The following is a 17,675-nucleotide window of genomic DNA, read 5'->3' on the forward strand; positions in this document are numbered from 1 at the left end:
CGCATACCGGCGTTTACTTGCGCCTACTGGCGCTCTCCGTGGCCCGTGTAGAACGCCACCGTCAGGTCCTTCACCAACGCCTTGCGCTCGTAGTCGTCCAGTTCCACGAGGCCCCTCGTGGTCAGCCGCGTCACGGTGTCCTCGACCGAGTCGACCACGGAGGTCAGGACGGTGTCGCGGTGCCGCGCGTCGATCGCCGCGACCCGGCGGCGCTGCATCGCGGCGGCCAGCTCGGGCGCGTACTCGATGCGGGTCGGCTGGGCCGAGAAGACCTCGATGCCGACCGCCTCCGCGTCGGCCGCGAGCGTCCGGGTCAGGGCCGCGGCGACGGCGTCGGCGTCGCGCAAGGTGGGAGCATCGCCCGGGGTGGAGGCGGCGCCCACGCCGGGGGTGTCGCCCGAGCCGGGGGTGTCGCCCGAGCCGGGGGTGTCGTCGTGGAACGCGTCGGCGGGCAGCCGCGACAGCACGCGGGCCGTCGTCGCCTCCACGCACTCCCGCAGATACTCCTGGTAATCCTCCACCGCGAGCGTCGCCTTCGCGGCGTCCTTGACCCGCCATACGACGAGGACGACGACGCGGAGCGCGACCCCCGCGCGGTCCACGGCGGGCATCGGCTCGCTCCTCCAGTGCCGCAGGCGCACATCGACGCGGCGACGCAGCAGCAGGGGGTTCACCCACATGAGGCCGGTGCGGCGGACGGTGCCGCGGTAACGGCCGAAGAGGCTGAGCACCCACGCCCTGCCGACCCTCCCCCGCGCCAGCCCGCCGAACCCGAAGAGGGCGAGCGCCCCCGAAGCGGCGAGCGAGACCCACTGCGCGGCTCCGAGCCCGACACCCCCGTACCCGTAGCCGTACGCGCCCGGGTACGCGTACGGGTACCCGCCCCCGTAGCCGGGCGGCGCGGCCAGGCGCAGCAAGGGCTCGGGCAGCGCCCCCGCCCACCACAGCGAGAGCGCGCACCCCGCGACACCCGCGCACCCGCCGAGCACCCCGGCGAGGCCGGGCAGCACCCGGGCCCGCCGCTCGACGAGGGCGGGGTCGACTTCGGGCACGGGGTGCGCCGTGGCCTCGGCGGGGGCGGCGAGCACGGCGGACCCGGATGCAGTCGCGGACGCGGTAGCGGTCGCGGGCCGTCGCGTCGCGCGGGGCTGCTCCCCCGTGCCCTGTCTGCGCCGCACCACGGCGGGCGGCAGGGGAACGCCCGCCGCGTCCTCCGGGTCGTCACGGAAGAGGAGGTGGACGGGGATCTCGGTGGTGGCCTCGCTCTGGATCACCCGCGGCGGCCGCGCGGCGGCCGGCTCGGGCGCCCCGCCGGGCTGCGGGGACTGTGGCTGTGAAGCTGCCGTCGCACTCATTCGTGCCTCCGCCTCATTCGTGCCTCGGTCTCTTTCGCGACTCGGCCTGATTCGTCACTCGGCCTGATTGGTAACTCGGTCTCATTCGTGACTCGGTCTGGTTCGTGGCTCGGTCTCATTCGGCGTGCAGCACCCCCCACGCCCGCACCACACCCAGCCACCCCCTCACCGGAACAACCGCCGCCACGTCTCCGGCCCCGGGTAGCCGTCCGCCGCCGCGCCCCGCCAGCCCTGGGCGCGCTGGAACGCCTCCACGTTCCGGCGGTCGCTCTCGGTCCAGCGCGGGCCGGGGCCCCGCGCGTAGTGCTTGCCGAAACCCTTCCTCACCAGTTGCCTGCCGAGGCGCTCGATCGCCGCGTGCGACTGGCCGGGGCGGAAGACACCCCGGCCGGGGTAGCCGGGCGCCCCCTGCTCGGCGCCCGTGACAGGCCCCGCGCCGGGGCCCGCGCCGGGGCCCGTGCCGGCCCGGGGGATGTTCCGCCCCGTCCCCTTCATCAGGTACGACCACGTCGTCGGGCCCGGCAGGCCGTCCGCGGCGGTGCCCCGCCAGCCCTGCGCCAGCTGGAACGCCTGTGTGGCCCTGCGGTCCGCGTCCGTCCACAGCGGTCCCGGACCCGTCCGGTAGAAGCGCTTGCCGCCGCGGGCGACCAGGGCCTTGCCCAGCTGCGTCACGTACTTGTTGTTCGCCCCGGGGCCAAAGGACCGCGCCCCCGGATACCGCGTCACCGAGGAGCCCGAGCCGGCGACGGGCGCCTCCTCCACTCCCTTGAAGCGATAGGCCACATAGCGGTCCGCATTCTCCCAGTAGGCATAGGGAGTCGCCTGTTTGCGGGCATGCGGGGGAGCCTGTTCGTACGCCACGTATTGCGCGCGCGTGGAGTCCGTCCAGCCCCCGAAAATCGTCACGTGCGATCCCTTGGTGGGGTTCGCCGGATTATGGAAGAGGAGAATGTCGCCGGGCTGGAGCTGGTCCTTGGTAATGGGCACCCCGTACTTGTCGAGGCTGCCCGTCCATTCGTTGCCGGACAGGTTCCAGGCCATCGAGACAAAGCCCGAGCAGTCCTGCCGGTAACCGTCGGTCCAGTACTTCTCCATGCTGTACGGCACCTTCGCGGTGATCCACGTCATGGCCCGCTCGATGATCGCCGTCCGGGTGATGGAGCGGTACGTCGAAGCCGCCGGGACGCCCGCGCCGCCGTGCAGCGGGCTCGCGCTGCCCTGCGGCGTGCCCGGCCCGTCGCTCGCCGGGCGGGGATCGGCCCGCCGGGCCGATGAATGGCCCCCCACCTCGACCGAAGCGACTCCCCCCGAAGCCGACCCAGCCGAAGTCACCCCACCGGACGCCACCCCACCCGACGCCACACCGCCCGCGGCCACCGCCGGCAGACTCTGACCGCCGAGCACCGTACCGGCCGCCGCCGCGAGGACCAGGGCGCGCCGCGTGCCGTGCGCCGCCGGATGGCCCCCGAGGCGCAACGGCAGCGCGTGCGCCATCGAGCGCCGCCAGTGAATACAGCCGGGGCAGTCGCAGTCGCTCTCGGGGTCGAATTCCTCGAATACCGGAGCGTCCTCCATGCGATTCCCCTCACACCCCTGAAAAGAAAGTCCGCGCATCTGCACGTCCGTCAGTTTCTCAACTGTCCGGTGATACCGCATGTTGACGGTCCGAATGATGTATCCGGCCCCCGCGGCACCTCACGGCGCGCGCCTCGCTAGGCACGGGCGGCGCCCGGCAGGCACCCCGGGCGGCACCCGGTGGTCAGAGGCACCCCCGGACATCCGGTAGAGTTATCCAGGTCAGCACGCGCCGCTAGCTCAGTTGGTTAGAGCAGCTGACTCTTAATCAGCGGGTCCGGGGTTCGAGTCCCTGGCGGCGCACAGACAGCGAAGGCCCTCCGTTCACGCGGGGGGCCTTCGTCGTGCTCACGCAAGGTCGACGTACCGCTACGGTTGCGCCATGGCGCGCGACATCCAGGAGCGGATCAAGAAGCTCATCATCGATTCCCGGCTGCCCTCCGGGGCCTCGCTCCCCACCGAGCCCGAGCTGATGGAGCGCCTGGGTGTCAGCAGGAACTCCGTGCGGGAAGCGCTGAAGGCGCTCCAGGCCATGGGGATCGTGGAGATCCGGCACGGTTTCGGTACGTACGTCGGGCCGATGTCGGTCGCGCCGATGATCGAGGGCCTCACCTTCCGCACCGTCGCCGGCCACTACCGCGGCGAGGACAGCCTGCTCCAGCTCCTGGAGCTGCGCGAAGCGGTGGAGACCGGGCTGATCGCGCGCCTCGCCGGCCGGGTCCCGAAGGCCGACCTCGCCGAGCTGGACGCCCTGGTGGACCGCATGGACGCCGAGGCCGCCTCCCCGGAACGCGCCGTGCGCGCCGAGACCGACCGCGCGTTTCACGCCGCGCTCTACCGCGGCCTCGGCAACCTCCTCCTCGGCGAGGTCCTCGAGGCGTTCTGGGATGCCTTCCACAAGGTCCGCACCGATCTGGTGGACGTACCGCAGGATCCCAAGGTCACCTGCCGCCAGCACCGCGAGATCCTGGAGGCGGTGCGCTCGGGGGACGCCGTGCGGGCCGAGCAGGCCATACGGGAACACTTCGGCAATATTCGAACGCGTTTGGGCTCACCTGTCCCAACAGACACCTAAAATCGCTCATATGACCGGTAAACGCCTTGTATCGCTCTTGCGATCATGCTGTAGGGCGTAGAACCCTGTCCTGGAGCCAGTGGCTCTCATGAGGCGGACGATTCCGGGCAGTTGGGGGCTCGCGCGGTCCGCGGCGGGGCAGGGATGGGGGTCCCCGTTCATGAAGCGATGTCGAGGGGGGCATCATGCAACCGGAAGGTTGTCGTTCCATGTCTAAGGGGACGGTGGCCTGGCACTGATGCGTTCGTGAGGGTCGAGGGGGATCCGGGGCGGACGGAACGACCTAAGAACACGCGGGCGACCGCGTGCGGGGGGATGACTCATGACGTCGACGCCGACGGGCGCGCGGCAGAACGACCCGTCACACACGAACGGCCCGGCGCGGACGACCGACCCGTCCCAGACGACTCAGCTGCGGGTGCCCTCGCACACGACGGGCGGTTTCCGCCGGATCAAGAAGACCCTGCCGCGGTACGACTACGAGCATTACAGCCGCCTCGCCGGTCCGCTGACCCAGCCCGACCCGGGCAAGCCCTACAAGGTGCGGTACCGCTCGCTGCTCTCGCAGGAGCCGCACAAGGTACGGGCCGCGCTGATGCTGGGCGCGGCCCCTCTGCTCTCACTCGTCCTGCTCGGCTGGCTGCTCCAGCCCGAGCACTGGACGGAGCGGGACTACGTCGCGAACGAGTGGCTGCCGGTACTCGACGTCGTCATGCTCGTCTCGATCGGCCTGATCGAGTTCTTCCGCTGTATGAACGTGCTCTCCAACGCGCACGCGACGCTGGTGGCCCGTGACCCGATACCCGTGGTGCCCGAGACCGGCACCAGGGTCGCCTTCCTCACCTCGTTCGTGCCCGGCAAGGAGCCGATCGAGATGGTGACGAAGACGCTGGAGGCCGCGGTCAAGATCCGTCACCGCGGTCTGATGCACGTCTGGCTCCTCGACGAGGGTGACGACCCGGAGGTCAAGGAGGTCTGCCTGCGGCTCGGCGTCCACCACTTCTCCCGCAAGGGCGTCGCGAAGTGGAACATGGCCAAGGGCCCGCACCGCGCCAAGACCAAGCACGGCAACTACAACGCCTGGCTGGACGCGCACGGCGACGACTACGACTACTTCGCCTCCGTGGACACCGACCACATCCCGATGCCGAACTACCTGGAGCGCATGCTCGGCTTCTTCCGGGACGAGAACGTGGGCTTCGTCATCGGCCCGCAGGTCTACGGCAACTACGACAACTTCGTCACCAAGGCCGCCGAGTCGCAGCAGTTCCTCTTCCACGCGCTGATCCAGCGGGCGGGCAACGCCTACGGCGCGCCGATGTTCGTCGGTACGAGCAACGCCGTGCGCATCAAGGCCCTCAAGCAGATCGGCGGTCTGTACGACTCGATCACCGAGGACATGGCGACGGGCTTCGAGATCCACCGGGCGACGAACCCCACGACCGGCAAGAAGTGGAAGTCGGTCTACACCCCGGACGTGCTCGCGGTCGGCGAGGGCCCCAACGCCTGGACGGACTTCTTCACACAGCAGCTGCGCTGGTCGCGCGGGACGTACGAGACGATCCTCAAGCAGTTCTGGAAGGCACCGTTCTCGCTGCCCCCCGGCCGTCTCTTCAACTACACCATGATGGTCATCTTCTACCCCATGTCCGCCATGAACTGGATCCTGGCCGCGCTGAGCTGCGCGCTGTTCCTGGGTCTCGGGGCGTCCGGCGTGAACATCGACCCGACCATCTGGCTGATGCTGTACGGCAACGCCTCCGCGCTCCAGATCGGCCTCTACATCTGGAACCGCCGGCACAACGTCTCCCCGCACGAGCCCGAGGGCTCCGGCGGTGTGGCGGGCATGGTGATGTCGGCGCTCTCGGCGCCGATCTACGCGCGCTCACTGCTCGACGCCGCCCTGCGCCGCAAGAGCAAGTTCGTGGTGACGCCCAAGGGAGACTCGGCGAGCCCGGACACGCTGTTCGGGACGTTCCGGATCCACCTGTTCTTCATCCTGGTCTTCGGCGGTTCGATGGCCGCCGCCTTCGTGTACGACCACGCCCACCCCGCGATGATCACCTGGGCGACGTTCGCCCTGCTGATCACGGCGGCGCCGATCTTCGCGTGGCGCTGGGGCATGCGACAGGACAGGAAGAAGCCCAAGCCGCCGGTGCCGGACCTGGTGGTTCCGCACCAGCGTGACGCCACCGCGCCACTGCCGCACACCTCGCACTCGCCGCACGCACCGCACGCACCGCAGCACAAGCCCAGCTGGGCGGCGGCGCCCGATCAGACCATGCAAATTTCCCTTGGGGGACGTAAGAAATGAACGACCGTTCCAGCCGCCGCCGCGCCCGCCGCATCGCGATAGGCGCGGCGGTCGTCCTCGCGCTGGCGGGGATGAACGGACCGTGGCTGTGGCGCGTGGGCTCCGAGAAGTACCACGACTACAAGATCAACAGGCCGGAGTACAAGGCGGACAACGGCCACTGGCAAGTCATCGACTTCCCCGAGGAGTACCGCCAGAACACGATCCACGCGGCGCTCCTGCACACGGGCAAGGTGCTGCTGGTCGCCGGGTCGGGCAACAACCAGAAGAACTTCGACAAGAAGAAGTTCGACACCCGCCTGTGGGACCCGGTGAAGGGGACCATCAAGAAGATCCCGACGCCCACCGACCTGTTCTGCACGGGCCACACCCAGCTGGGCAACGGCAATCTGCTCATCGCGGGCGGCACCCAGCGCTACGAGAAGCTGAAGGGCGACATCACCAAGGCCGGCGGCCTGATGATCGTCCACAACGAGGACCCGGACGAGCCGAAGACGATCCCGGCGGGCACGAAGTTCACGGGCAAGAAGAACGGCAAGACGTTCGTCTCCCAGGACAGCGTCCTGGTGGAGAAGGCGAAGAAGGTCTTCGACAAGCAGACCGGCCGGTTCCTGCGCACCGAGCCGGGCCTCGGCCGTGTCTACGTGGAGGCGGCCGAGAGCGGCGCCAAGTACGAGACGGGCACCCAGGACAACTACCGCGTCCAGGGCCTGAAGGGCTCCGACACCCGCAACGTCTACGGCATGGCGCAGAAGCTCGCCCTGGACAAGAAGGACTTCCAGGGGATCAAGGACAGCTTCGAGTTCGACCCGGTCGCCGAGCGGTACATCAAGGTCGACCCGATGAACGAGGCGCGCTGGTACCCCACGCTGACCACGCTCACCGACGGCAGGATCCTCTCCACCTCGGGCCTCGACGAGATCGGCCAGCTGGTGCCGGGCAAGAACGAGGTGTACGACCCGAAGACGAAGAAGTGGACGTACACGAAGGGGATCCGCCAGTTCCCGACGTATCCGGCGATCTTCCAGATGGCCGACGGCAAGCTCTTCTACTCAGGTTCGAACGCGGGCTACGGCCCCGACGACGTGGGCCGCAAGCCCGGCATCTGGGATCTGAGGACCAACAAGTGGCAGGGCATCCCGGGCCTGAGCGACCAGAAGCTCCTGGAGACGTCCGGCACGGTCGAGCTGCCGCCCGCCCAGGACCAGAAGTACATGGTGGTCGGCGGCGGCGGGGTCGGCGAGTCCAAGCAGTCCAGCGAGAAGACCCGCATCGTCGACCTGAAGGCGGACGAGCCGAGGTTCGTCGACGGCCCCCCGCTGGAGAAGGGCACCCGCTACCCGCAGATCTCGACGCTGCCGGACGACACCGTGCTGATCTCCGGCGGCTCCGAGGACTACCGCGGGCGCAGCGACTCCAACATCCACCAGGCGCGGATCTACGACGCCAAGACGGGCGACATGCGGCGGGTGGCCGACCCCGAGGTGGGCCGCAACTACCACTCCGGTTCGATCCTGCTGCCCGACGGCCGCGTGATGTTCTTCGGCTCCGACTCGCTCTACGCCGACAAGGCCAACACCAAGCCGGGCGAGTTCGAGCAGCGCATCGAGATCTACACGCCGCCGTACCTCTTCCACGGCTCGCGGCCGACGCTCGGCAAGGGCCCGAAGACCATCGAGCGGGGCGAGTCGGGGGCCTTCCCGACCAAGCACTCCTCGGCCATCAAGACGGCCCGCCTCATCCGGCCGAGCGCGTCCACGCACGTCACGGACATCGACCAGACGTCGATCGCGCTCGACCTGAAGAAGGAGAAGGGTTCCGTCACCGTGACGGTCCCGAAGAACCGGAGCCTGGTCGAGTCGGGGTGGTACATGCTCTTCGTCACGGACGACCAGGGCACCCCCAGCGAGGCCCGCTGGGTCCACGTGCCGTAGGGACAGCCCCGTAAGGGGCGTCCGGCTACCCCGCGTTCTTGCTACTCCGCGTTCTTGCTACTCCGCGTTCCTGGCGAGGCCCAATGCGTACTCGGGCCACCACTCGCCGGCCTTCGGGCCACCCCGGCACGTGCCGTCCGACTCACCCGGGCGCTTGACCCAGAGATACGCGTCGACCAGCGGATCGTCCGTCTTGGTCGTGGGCGTCTCGCCGAGCGCCCGGCCCGGCGGGTTGCACCAGGGGTCCTTGCCCTTGGTGTACGCGCCGTTGCCGTTGCGCCCGGTGTCGATGACGAACGGCTTGTTGCCGATCTTCGCCGAGAGCTTCTTGCCGAACTCCGTACTGGCCTCGGTGGTCTGGAAGTTCGAGACGTTCACCGAGAAGCCATCGGCCTGCTCGACGCCGGACCGCTTCAGGGGCTCCCAGAGCGAGTCGGGGTTCTGCCAGCCCGCGTTGCCCGCGTCCAGGTACACCTTGGTGTTCTTCAGGGACTTGAGCTTCTCGATGGCGCCCTTGAGCAGGTCGTACCGCTCCTCGTGGAACTGTTCGGGCGTGCAGTTGTCCACCATGTGGAGCACCGCGTCCGGCTCCAGGATCACCGTGGCGCGGCGGTCGCCGATGCCCTTGGCGACCTGGTCGACGAACGTCCGGTACGCGTTGCCGTCGGCCGCGCCGCCGCCCGAGTACTGGCCGCAGTCGCGGTGCGGGATGTTGTAGAGGACCAACAGGGCGTCGCGGTCGGCCTTCTGCGCGGCCTCGGTGAAGCCGCGCGCCTGGTCCTCCGCGTTCTCCGGGACGATCCACTCGGGAACCGGCTGCTCCGCGATCTTCCGGATCAGCTCGGCGTCGTCCTTCTTGCCGTCCTTCTCATAGGCGGCGACCTGCTTGGCCGCGTTCCCCTCCGGGTTGACCCAGTACGGGTCCCGGTCCTTGGGCTGCTGCTTCACCGGCTGACCCGACGTGTCGTCCTCCGCGTCACCGCCGGAGGAGGAGCACCCGGAAAGGAGCAGCGCGGCCCCCGCGAGCGCCACTCCCGTCCTCACCCCCCTGGCCGCGAAACCATGCCCGCGGCCGGTGCCTTTGCGGTACATCCACTCCCCCTTGGGTGCACTGTCCGGATGTCAATCCTGACATACGCCCACCCTGCCCACGAGGGCCGCCCGTCGTGCGGGAGGAGCTGTAGGAGAGCTGTTACCGAGAGGCGTTACCGCACGCCACGGAAGGGTAGGCGCAGGGCGTTTCGGCGAGGCCGGACCGTGTCTTCCTGAGGGCGCTCATTCGTCCTAGAGTCTGCTGTACGGCCCAAGCCCCCGGCCTTCGCAGCCACCCCCTGCACGCGGGATGGCCTGTGAACCTCCCGCGTCGGCGCCGGGTTCCTCCCGCAGCTCGTGCGCACGCGGTCGAGGAACCGGCCCGATCGGCGGCTCCTGGGGGAGCGGGCCGCCGACCGGGCCGGATGCACCGGGCCGGGCCGGTGCCGTGGACCCGCCGAGGGGTGTTGACAGCCCCCCTGACGTGCTGGGACTCTCCGGGACGACAAGTCCATACATCGAGGCGACGGTTGACAGGAACCCGGTGCGAATCCGGGGCGGTCCCGCCACTGTGACCCGTACGCGACCAGCGTGCGCGGAAGTCAGGAACTGAACCGTCGTCCTCCTGCCATGGGGCGTGGAAACCCCAGAAGGAGGCCCACCGGTATGTCCCTGCACTCCGCAGCGCCGCACACCGACACCACGGCGAGCCAGGCCGCCGTGACCCAGACCCGTGACTGGCTGATCGCGTCCGCCGCCGCGATCCTCGCGCTCGTCGCCCTGTACGCCGTGTTCTTCGACAACGGCACGCTGATCTCGGCCACCGGCGACTATCTCCACGAGTTCGCGCACGACGGCCGGCACCTCTTCGGCGCCCCGTGCCACTGACCCGGCGGACGGACATCAGCACCATGCACTCATCCCCCGTACTCCCCCTGCTCGGACGCGGTCTGGTGGCGGGAGGGGCGGCGGGCCTCGCGGCCGGCCTCTTCTCCCTGCTGCTCGCCGAGCCCCTGATGGACCGCGCGATCCGCGCCGAGGAGAAGCGCTCGGCCGCCGAGGAGCACGCCCACGGCGCGGCGCAGGCCGTCCAGCACCACGAGGAGCTGTTCAGCCGCTCCACGCAGCACGGCGGCCTGGTGGTGGCCGCGGTCGTCGCGGGGCTCGCCCTCGGCGTCCTGTTCGCCGTCGCGTACGCGGCGGTGCACCGCCGCGATCCGCGGGCGACGCCATGGCCGCGCGCGCTGGCCTTCTCCGCCGCGGCCTTCCTCGCCGTCTCCCTCCTGCCCGGCCTGCGCTACCCGGCGAACCCGCCGGGCGTCGGCGACGCGGGCACCGTCGGCAACCGCCAGGCGCTGTGGCTCGCCGCCGTCGTCATCGGCGTCCTCGGCATGTTCCTCGTACGCCAGGTGTACGTGCGTCTGGCCGCGCGCCCCGAACCGGTGCGGCACCTCGCGGTGGCCCTCACCGCGGTCGTCGTCCTCGCGGCACTGTTCCTGCTCCCCGACAACCCGGACCCGGTCCCGGTGGACGCGACGCTGCTGTGGAACTTCCGCATGCTGTCGCTCGGTTCGCACGCGCTGCTGTGGGCGGTGTTCGCGGCGGTCTTCGGCGCGCTGGGCCTGCGCGCCGCGCTCGGCCCGACGGCCGCGGCCCGCACCACGGCGCAGGCCTCTACCGCCGCACTCCCGTGAGGTACGCCGAGACGATCACGTTGGCCGTGTAGGCGCGGGCGGCCTTGTCGAAGGTGCCGCCGCAGGTGATGAGGCGCAGTTCGGCGCGGCCCTCCTCGTGGGGGCCGTACGCCTTCTTCGCGTCGAAGCGGTCGCGGGTGACGACCTGGACGTCGTCGACCGTGAACTCCGCGACCGTGCCGTCGTCGCGGCTCACGTCGACCCGCTCGCCGGGGCGCATCGCGCTGAGGTCGTAGAAGACCGCGGGCTTCGTCTCCGTGTCGACGTGGCCGACGAAGAGGGCCGCGCCCGGGGCTCCGGGGCGGGTGCCGCCGCCGTACCAGCCGACGGTGTCCGGCTGCGCGTACGGCGGTGGGTCGATCGCGCCCCCGGCGTCCAGGCCGCGGGCGGTCACGGGGGCCCTGACCTCCAGGGACGGCACGTCGACGCGGTGCGGTCGCGCGGCGCCCAACGGCTCGTGCGCGGGCGGCAGTTCGATGCCGGGGTAACGACCGACCGCCGCCGCGTCGCCGGTCGCGGGCCCGGACATGCCGCCGCGCAGCTCCGCGATCTCGGTGCCCCACAGCCCGAGGCCCGTCAGGAGGGCCACCCAGGCGACGCCGGTCAGCAGACGTCCTGACCCGGGCGGGCGCGCACCGCCGGACACCGTCTCGCCGCGCCCGTCACTCGGAGCGGCGTCGGCGGACGCTGCGGACCGCGACGGCGACCGCCGCGACCCCGGCGAGGACCAGGCCGGTCACGGCGTGCCGGGTACCGGGGCCCGCCTCGTCGGCGCCGGCGGACGCGACCGAGGTGAACTGCGCGGTGCCGCCGCCTCCGGCCCGTACCGGTGAGACCGGCTCCGGGTTGCGCTGGACCACGCGGACCGTGCCGGCGCGCTGGTGGGGGTGGCCGTCGCAGATGACGGTGACGTCGTACGACCCGGAGACCCCGCCCCGGATCTTGGCCTTGCCGTGCAGGGAGTCCTTGCCGCCGTCACGGGCGGTGAGCTGGGCGTCCCCCTCGAAGGCTCCCGCCCCGGCCGACCCGGTGGTGCCCTCGCAACCGGAGACGCTCACTTCCACGGTGGCTCCGGCCGCGGCGCCCGCAGGGGCGACGGTGGCCCGCACGGCCCCGTCCTCATGGGCCCGCGCACCCCCGACGGGTGCGGCGACGGCCATCACGAGGGCCACCGCACCTCCACGAAGAGCAAGGGAACATATACGCATCGTGAACCTCCTGTCTCACGAGCCTCACGCATACGTCCCCATCGCGCATCCTGAAACGGGCCCTGGACCAGCCCTGGACCAGCCCTAGACCCGGTCCACCAGGTCGGCGATCGAGTCCACGACGGTGGAGGGGCGGAACGGGTACTTGTCGATGTCCCGCCGGGTCGTGAGCCCCGTGAGCACCAGGAACGTCTCCATCCCCGCCTCCAGGCCGGCGAGGACGTCCGTGTCCATGCGGTCACCGATCATCGCGCTCGTCTCCGAATGCGCCCCGATCGCGTTCAGCCCCGTCCGCATCATCAGCGGATTCGGCTTCCCCGCGAAGTAGGGGTTCTTGCCGGTCGCCTTGGTGATCAGCGCGGCGACGGCTCCCGTGGCGGGCAGCGGCCCCTCGGTGGAGGGCCCGGTCTCGTCGGGGTTGGTGCAGATGAAGCGGGCGCCGCCGTTGATGAGGCGTACGGCCTTGGTCATCGCCTCGAAGGAGTACGTACGGGTCTCGCCGAGGACCACGTAGTCAGGGTCGTGGTCGGTGAGGACGTATCCGATGTCGTGCAGGGCCGTGGTCAGGCCGGCCTCGCCGATGACGTAGGCCGTGCCGCCGGGCCGCTGGTCGTCGAGGAACTTGGCGGTGGCGAGCGCGGAGGTCCAGATGTTCTCGACGGGCACTTCGAGGCCCATGCGGGTCAGCCGGGCCTGGAGGTCGCGCGCGGTGTAGATGGAGTTGTTGGTGAGCACCAGGAAGGGCTTGCCGGACTCGCGGAGCTTCTTGATGAACGCGTCGGCACCGGGGATCGGGACGCCCTCGTGAATCAGCACGCCGTCCATGTCGGTGAGCCACGATTCAATGGGCTTGCGCTCTGCCATGGGGTGCACTCCTGCGGTGAACGGGTTGGCTGGGGCGCCGGGACAGCGCTGTGCCGACGCCCCCACCCTACTCAGCCGCCCGTCGCCGACTTCCAGTCCTCCACGTACGTCTGGAGGTTCTCGGAGACGTACTCAGGAATGCGCGCGCTCGGGGTGCCAGAGCGGATCCGGCGCCTGACGCCCGGTCGAGCAGGGGGCGGGGGCGGGCCCTGCCCGTGGTCGGAAGTCCGGCAGGTTCGGCGGGTTCGGCGGCCGGGGGCCCGGGTCGAGGGCCGGGGCGAGTCGGGTCAACGGCCGCCGGCACGGAGACGCCGGTAGCGGGCCAGGAGGGCCGCGCCGCCGACGAGGAGGGCACTGGCGACGGCGCCAAGGCCGAGCAGGGTGGCCCCGCCCGTCTGCGCCAGTTGCTCGATCGACTCGGGCCGGCCGGTGCCGGGCGGCCTCTCGGGGGCGTCGGGCGCGATGGCGAAGGCGTAGTCGTTGGAATCGCCGACCCACTCGCCGTCGTCGTCCCTGCGCTGGACGAGCGCGGCGGACGCCACGGCGCGGGTGGGCCGGGTATCGGCGGCGAAGGCGAGCCGGACCTTGACGGTGAGGGTCCTGCCGGGCCCGACCGAGAAGCCGGGGAAGTCGTCGTCGAAGACGCCGATGTGCTCGTCCTGGTCGGTCTTCTCGAACGGCACGGCCCGCCAGCGCGTCCCGTCGTGGAACTCCAGCCGGATCTGCTCCGGCCGCAGCGGCTGCCGCTGGTCGACGAGGACGAGGATCGGATGGATGCCGGCGCAGGGTTCACCGGTAGCGTTGGTGAGGTCGATCGCCCAGTCCTGCGGTCCGGCGCCAGGACGGTAGGCGGCGGGGCCCTCGTGGATCCGGGTGTCGATGGGGAAGGCGGCGCTGTCGGCGGTGGCGCAGGTGGGCGGGTCGAGGGGGGCGGGCCGCTGCTGACGTACTTGCGGGGCGACGGCCGACGGGCGGCCTGGCGCGGCTGCCGCGGCGAGCGTTCCGGTGGCGGCGGAGGCGAAGGTGGCGGGACGTACCTGCGGGGCGACGGCCGACGGACGACCCGGCGCAGGCGCCGCGGCGGGCATGCCGGTCACGGCGGAGGCAAAGGTGGCAGGACGTACCTGTGGGGCGACGGCCGGTGGACGGCCCGGGGCGGCTGCCGCGGCGGGCGTTCCGGTTACGGCGGAGGCGAGGGTGGCTGCAACGGTCGCGGTGGCGACGGCTGCGGTGGCGACTGTGGTGGCGACGCCGAAGGTGGGGGGACTGCGGAATCGCATGGAACACCTTTGCTGGGCTGAACACCGGCCCGGAGGCCGGACCGAGCGCCGAGCGGCCCGAGTTGCGGGCTACCGGCGCGGAGTTGGCGCCACCGACAAGCCGTGGCGGGCGGCGGGCGGGAGGTGACGGTCGTGGCCAGAGACCCTGCCACGCGGACCCGGCCGCGCGGTGGTGCCACCCCCCGGTAGGCCCGATCGGCCGGTCGAGAACCCCACGTTCAGTCGAGATCCGGTCGATTGCGATTGGCGGGGTGCGCGGCGCTCACTCAGCCGTCCGTCAGGCCGCCGATCCCGCCGCCCTCCGAGGCGCCCTCGCTCTCCGAGAAGCGGCGCCCTCTGAGAAGCGGCCATCGTCGACCCCTCCACCGGTGTCTGTCGTGCCGCCCGCAGGGACACCGACCGCGCGGGCACCGTACGCGCGGGCACCTACCCAGGAGCGCCGCCCGCAGGGCCACCACCTACGACGCCGCCGCCGGCGTAGGCACCGACCACAGGGGCGCGCCCGAACAAGGGTGCGAGAACAAGCTGGGCCGCCCCCTCCGCGACAGCGCGCTCCCCTCCCGGGGCGAGGGCGACGGGCACCTCCGTCGCCCCGCCGCCCCGCCGGACGCGCTCGGCGACGACGGCCCCCACACCCCGTACGAACAGTTCATCGGCGGCGAACACCGTCCGGCCGCCGAGCAGCACACGGTCGATGTCGAGCAGCCCCACCAGATTGCCCGCGGCCGTACCGAGGACCCTCGCGGCCTCGTCCAGTTCGCCCCGGGCGACGGCGGCGAGGCACAGCGCCTCGACGCAGCCACGGTCCCCGCACTCGCAGGGCGGGCCGTCCAACTGGAGCACTTGGTGGCCGAATTCGCCCGCGCCGGTACGGGCACCGCGGTGCAGGGCACCACCGAGCACCAGCCCGGCACCGAGGCCGGTCCCCAGGTGCAGATACGCGAAGGAACCCGCGGCGTCGGCGCCCGCGAGGGCCAGGCCGAGGGCGGCGGCGTTGGTGTCCTTGTCCACGACGACGGGCAGCCCGAGCCGCTCCGCCAGCGCGTCCCGCAACGGAAACCCGTCCCACCCGGGGAACCCGGTCACCCGCCGCAGCACCCCGCCCACATGATCGAGGGGCCCGGGCAACGCAACGCCGACCCCAGAGACACCGCCTACGCCAGGACCGCCGGGAACGTACACATCAGGGCCGCCCACGCCAGGTGCCGCCTCCGGAGGACCCGTACGGCCGGCGGTGGTGACGGCCCCCGCCAGAAGCCCCCGCACCTCCCCCGCCGCCGCCTCCACGACCGCCTCCGCGCCCGCGCCGAAGGCGAGGGGAGCGTGGCGTTCGGCGACCACCGTGCCGGTCAGGTCGACGAGGACCGCCGTCAGCTCGTCGCGGTCCAGGTGGAGGCCGACCGCGTGGCCCGCCTCGGGGACCAGGCGCAGGACCGTACGCGGCTTGCCGCCCGTCGAGGCGCGGCGGCCCGCCTCCGCGGCCAGGCCCTCGGCCCGCAGCCGCGCGGTGATCTTGCTGACCGCCTGCGGGGTGAGCCCGGTGCGCTCGGCCAGCTCCAGGCGGCTGATGCCCGCCTCGCCCGCCCCGCGCAGCAGATCGAGCACCAGCGCGGCGTTGTGGCCGCGCGGCGTCGGCAGGTTCGCTCCGGGGTTCGCCCTGTTCACGTACGACTTCACCTGCCCATTGTCCCCTCCGCTTGCACTTTGGCAACACGGTTGCGAAAGTGGATGCATGACTGCGACAGCGACTGACACAGGCACGGGTACGGGCAATGGCACCGGCTCCCCCCTCCGCGTCGGCCTCATCGGGTACGGCCTCGCGGGCTCCGTCTTCCACGCCCCGCTGATCGCCGCGACCGAGGGTCTCGTCCTCGACACGGTCGTGACGTCGAACCCCGAGCGGCAGGCGCAGGCCCGCGCCGAGTTCGGCGACGGCCTGCGCTGCGCCGAGTCGGCCGACGAGCTGTGGGAGCGGGCGGACGAACTGGACCTGATCGTCATCGCCTCCCCGAACAAGACGCACGTACCGCTCGCCACCGCCGCCCTCAAGGCGGGTCTGCCAGTCGTCGTCGACAAGCCGGTCGCGGGCACGGCCGCCGAGGCCCGCGAGCTGGCGGCCCTCGCCGACGAGCGCGGCCTGCTCCTGTCCGTCTTCCAGAACCGCCGCTGGGACAACGACTTCCGCACGCTGCGACAGCTGCTCGCGGACGGCGAGCTGGGCGACGTATGGCGCTTCGAGTCCCGGTTCGAGCGGTGGCGGCCGCGGCCCAAGGGCGGCTGGCGCGAGTCCGGCGACCCGGAAGAGATCGGAGGTCTCCTCTACGACCTGGGCAGCCACGTCGTCGACCAGGCCCTGGTCCTCTTCGGCCCGGCGGTGAGCGTGTACGCCGAGTCGGACGTCCGCAGGCCCGGCGCGGAGGCCGACGACGACACGTTCATCGCGGTCACCCACGCCAACGGCGTCCGCTCGCACCTGTACGTGAGCGCCACCACCGCCCAGCTCGGCCCCCGCTTCCGCGTCCTCGGCTCCCAGGCGGGTTACGTGAAGTACGGCCTCGACCCCCAGGAGGCGGCCCTGCGCGACGGCAGGCGCCCCGCGACGCAGAGCCCCTGGGGCGTGGAGCCCGAGTCGATGTGGGGCCGGGTCGGCTCCGGGGAGTCCCCGCTGACCGGTGGCGGCCGCCCGCTCCCGACGCTGCCGGGCGACTACCCCGCGTACTACGCGGCGGTCGCCGCCGCCCTGCGCGGCACCGGCGAGAACCCCGTCACCGCGCTCCAGGCCGCCGACGCCCTGGACGTCCTGGAGGCGGCGCGCCGCTCGGCCCGCGACGGTGTGGCGGTGACGCTGTGACCACCACCTCTTCCGACGCCCCCGGCGCCCCCACCATCGACGAACTTGAGGAGCAGGAGCGCCGCCTGGTGCTTCCCCGCTTCACGTACGACGACGCGTGGGCGCTCGGCGGCCTCCTGGTGGAGCTGGCCCGCGAGCGCCGCGCCCCGGTGGCGATCGACATCACCCGCAACGGCCAGCAGCTCTTCCACGCCGCGCTGCCCGGCTCGACCCCGGACAACGACGCCTGGACAGCCCGCAAGCGCCGCGTCGTCGAACGCTACGGCTGCTCCTCCTACCTGGTCGGCTCCCGCTTCCGCGCCAAGGGCACGACCTTCGAGGCCTCCTCCCGCCTCGACCCCGACACGTACGCGGCCCACGGCGGCGCGTTCCCGCTCGCGGTCGAGGGCGCGGGGGTCGTCGGGACGGTGGCCGTGTCGGGGTTGCCGCAGGTGGAGGACCATGCGTTGGTGGTTCAGGCGTTGGAGCGGTTCCTCGCCGCCTGAGGCACCCT

15 protein-coding genes, 1 tRNA gene and 1 riboswitch are annotated in these 17,675 nt (G+C 71.6%); of the genes, 8 read left to right on the top strand and 8 right to left on the bottom strand.

The genetic code is table 11. From position 1 onward, the window contains the following. Positions 1-23: 23 nt before the first annotated feature. Positions 24-1,355 (bottom strand): SPFH domain-containing protein, encoded by a 1,332-nt coding sequence (locus CP975_RS12715; RefSeq protein ID WP_150476878.1) that lies wholly within the window; start codon positions 1,353-1,355, stop codon positions 24-26. Between the two features lie 165 nt (positions 1,356-1,520). Continuing rightward, complete coding sequence (locus tag CP975_RS12720) at positions 1,521-2,930, bottom strand: peptidoglycan-binding protein (protein WP_055531970.1); 1,410 nt, start codon at positions 2,928-2,930, stop codon at positions 1,521-1,523. Between the two features lie 229 nt (positions 2,931-3,159). Between CP975_RS12720 and CP975_RS12725 the strand changes: the two genes are divergently transcribed. The 4 genes from CP975_RS12725 to glxA all read left to right on the top strand — a co-directional run bounded on the left by CP975_RS12725 (position 3,160) and on the right by glxA (position 8,253). After that, positions 3,160-3,233, top strand: a tRNA-Lys gene (locus tag CP975_RS12725). Between the two features lie 79 nt (positions 3,234-3,312). Then, positions 3,313-4,005: a FadR/GntR family transcriptional regulator gene (locus CP975_RS12730; RefSeq protein ID WP_055531969.1), complete on the top strand. Its 693-nt coding sequence runs from the start codon at positions 3,313-3,315 to the stop codon at positions 4,003-4,005. Between the two features lie 322 nt (positions 4,006-4,327). Next, positions 4,328-6,319: a glycosyltransferase family 2 protein gene (locus tag CP975_RS12735; protein WP_150476880.1), complete on the top strand. Its 1,992-nt coding sequence runs from the start codon at positions 4,328-4,330 to the stop codon at positions 6,317-6,319. Then, complete coding sequence (gene glxA / locus CP975_RS12740) at positions 6,316-8,253, top strand: radical copper oxidase GlxA (RefSeq protein ID WP_055533980.1); 1,938 nt, start codon at positions 6,316-6,318, stop codon at positions 8,251-8,253. The genes CP975_RS12735 and glxA overlap by 4 nt, the downstream gene beginning before the upstream one ends. A gap of 57 nt (positions 8,254-8,310) precedes the next feature. Here glxA and CP975_RS12745 read toward each other — a convergent pair whose 3' ends face one another. After that, complete coding sequence (locus CP975_RS12745) at positions 8,311-9,345, bottom strand: glycoside hydrolase family 6 protein (protein ID WP_055533982.1); 1,035 nt, start codon at positions 9,343-9,345, stop codon at positions 8,311-8,313. Positions 9,346-9,796: 451 nt separating this feature from the next. Continuing rightward, positions 9,797-9,917, top strand: a riboswitch (cobalamin riboswitch). Positions 9,918-9,951: 34 nt separating this feature from the next. On the opposite strand from CP975_RS12745, the gene CP975_RS12750 reads away from it, so the two are divergent. Further along, positions 9,952-10,173, top strand: a complete 222-nt coding sequence (locus tag CP975_RS12750; protein ID WP_055533984.1) for a CbtB domain-containing protein — start codon at positions 9,952-9,954, stop codon at positions 10,171-10,173. A gap of 23 nt (positions 10,174-10,196) precedes the next feature. Next, positions 10,197-10,979: a CbtA family protein gene (locus CP975_RS12755; RefSeq protein WP_055533997.1), complete on the top strand. Its 783-nt coding sequence runs from the start codon at positions 10,197-10,199 to the stop codon at positions 10,977-10,979. Here CP975_RS12755 and CP975_RS12760 read toward each other — a convergent pair. The 5 genes from CP975_RS12760 to CP975_RS12780 all read right to left on the bottom strand — a co-directional run bounded on the left by CP975_RS12760 (position 10,960) and on the right by CP975_RS12780 (position 16,008). Further along, positions 10,960-11,625 carry a class F sortase gene (locus CP975_RS12760; RefSeq protein WP_055533986.1) on the bottom strand — a complete coding sequence of 222 codons (666 nt, stop codon included), beginning with the start codon at positions 11,623-11,625 and terminating at the stop codon, positions 10,960-10,962. The two genes, CP975_RS12755 and CP975_RS12760, sit on opposite strands and share 20 nt — an antisense overlap. Positions 11,626-11,641: 16 nt before the next feature. Then, on the bottom strand, positions 11,642-12,151 hold the full coding sequence (locus CP975_RS12765) for a hypothetical protein (RefSeq protein WP_246201488.1): 510 nt from the start codon (positions 12,149-12,151) through the stop codon (positions 11,642-11,644). A 120-nt stretch (positions 12,152-12,271) separates the two neighbouring features. Continuing rightward, entirely contained in the window at positions 12,272-13,051 is a 780-nt protein-coding gene (locus CP975_RS12770) for an HAD-IIA family hydrolase (RefSeq protein ID WP_055533995.1), read from the bottom strand. 287 nt (positions 13,052-13,338) lie between these two features. Next, positions 13,339-14,331 carry a hypothetical protein gene (locus CP975_RS12775; protein WP_208835558.1) on the bottom strand — a complete coding sequence of 331 codons (993 nt, stop codon included), beginning with the start codon at positions 14,329-14,331 and terminating at the stop codon, positions 13,339-13,341. A gap of 426 nt (positions 14,332-14,757) precedes the next feature. Next, positions 14,758-16,008, bottom strand: a complete 1,251-nt coding sequence (locus CP975_RS12780; protein WP_246201489.1) for an ROK family transcriptional regulator — start codon at positions 16,006-16,008, stop codon at positions 14,758-14,760. 55 nt (positions 16,009-16,063) lie between these two features. On the opposite strand from CP975_RS12780, the gene CP975_RS12785 reads away from it, so the two are divergent. Both CP975_RS12785 and CP975_RS12790 read left to right on the top strand, forming a co-directional pair. Continuing rightward, positions 16,064-17,182: a Gfo/Idh/MocA family protein gene (locus CP975_RS12785; RefSeq protein WP_055534764.1), complete on the top strand. Its 1,119-nt coding sequence runs from the start codon at positions 16,064-16,066 to the stop codon at positions 17,180-17,182. Further along, complete coding sequence (locus CP975_RS12790) at positions 17,179-17,667, top strand: heme-degrading domain-containing protein (RefSeq protein WP_055534762.1); 489 nt, start codon at positions 17,179-17,181, stop codon at positions 17,665-17,667. Before CP975_RS12785 ends, CP975_RS12790 begins: the two co-directional genes overlap by 4 nt. The last annotated feature ends 8 nt before the right edge of the window (positions 17,668-17,675 follow it).

Source organism: Streptomyces alboniger (genome assembly GCF_008704395.1).
GTDB lineage: Bacteria > Actinomycetota > Actinomycetes > Streptomycetales > Streptomycetaceae > Streptomyces > Streptomyces alboniger.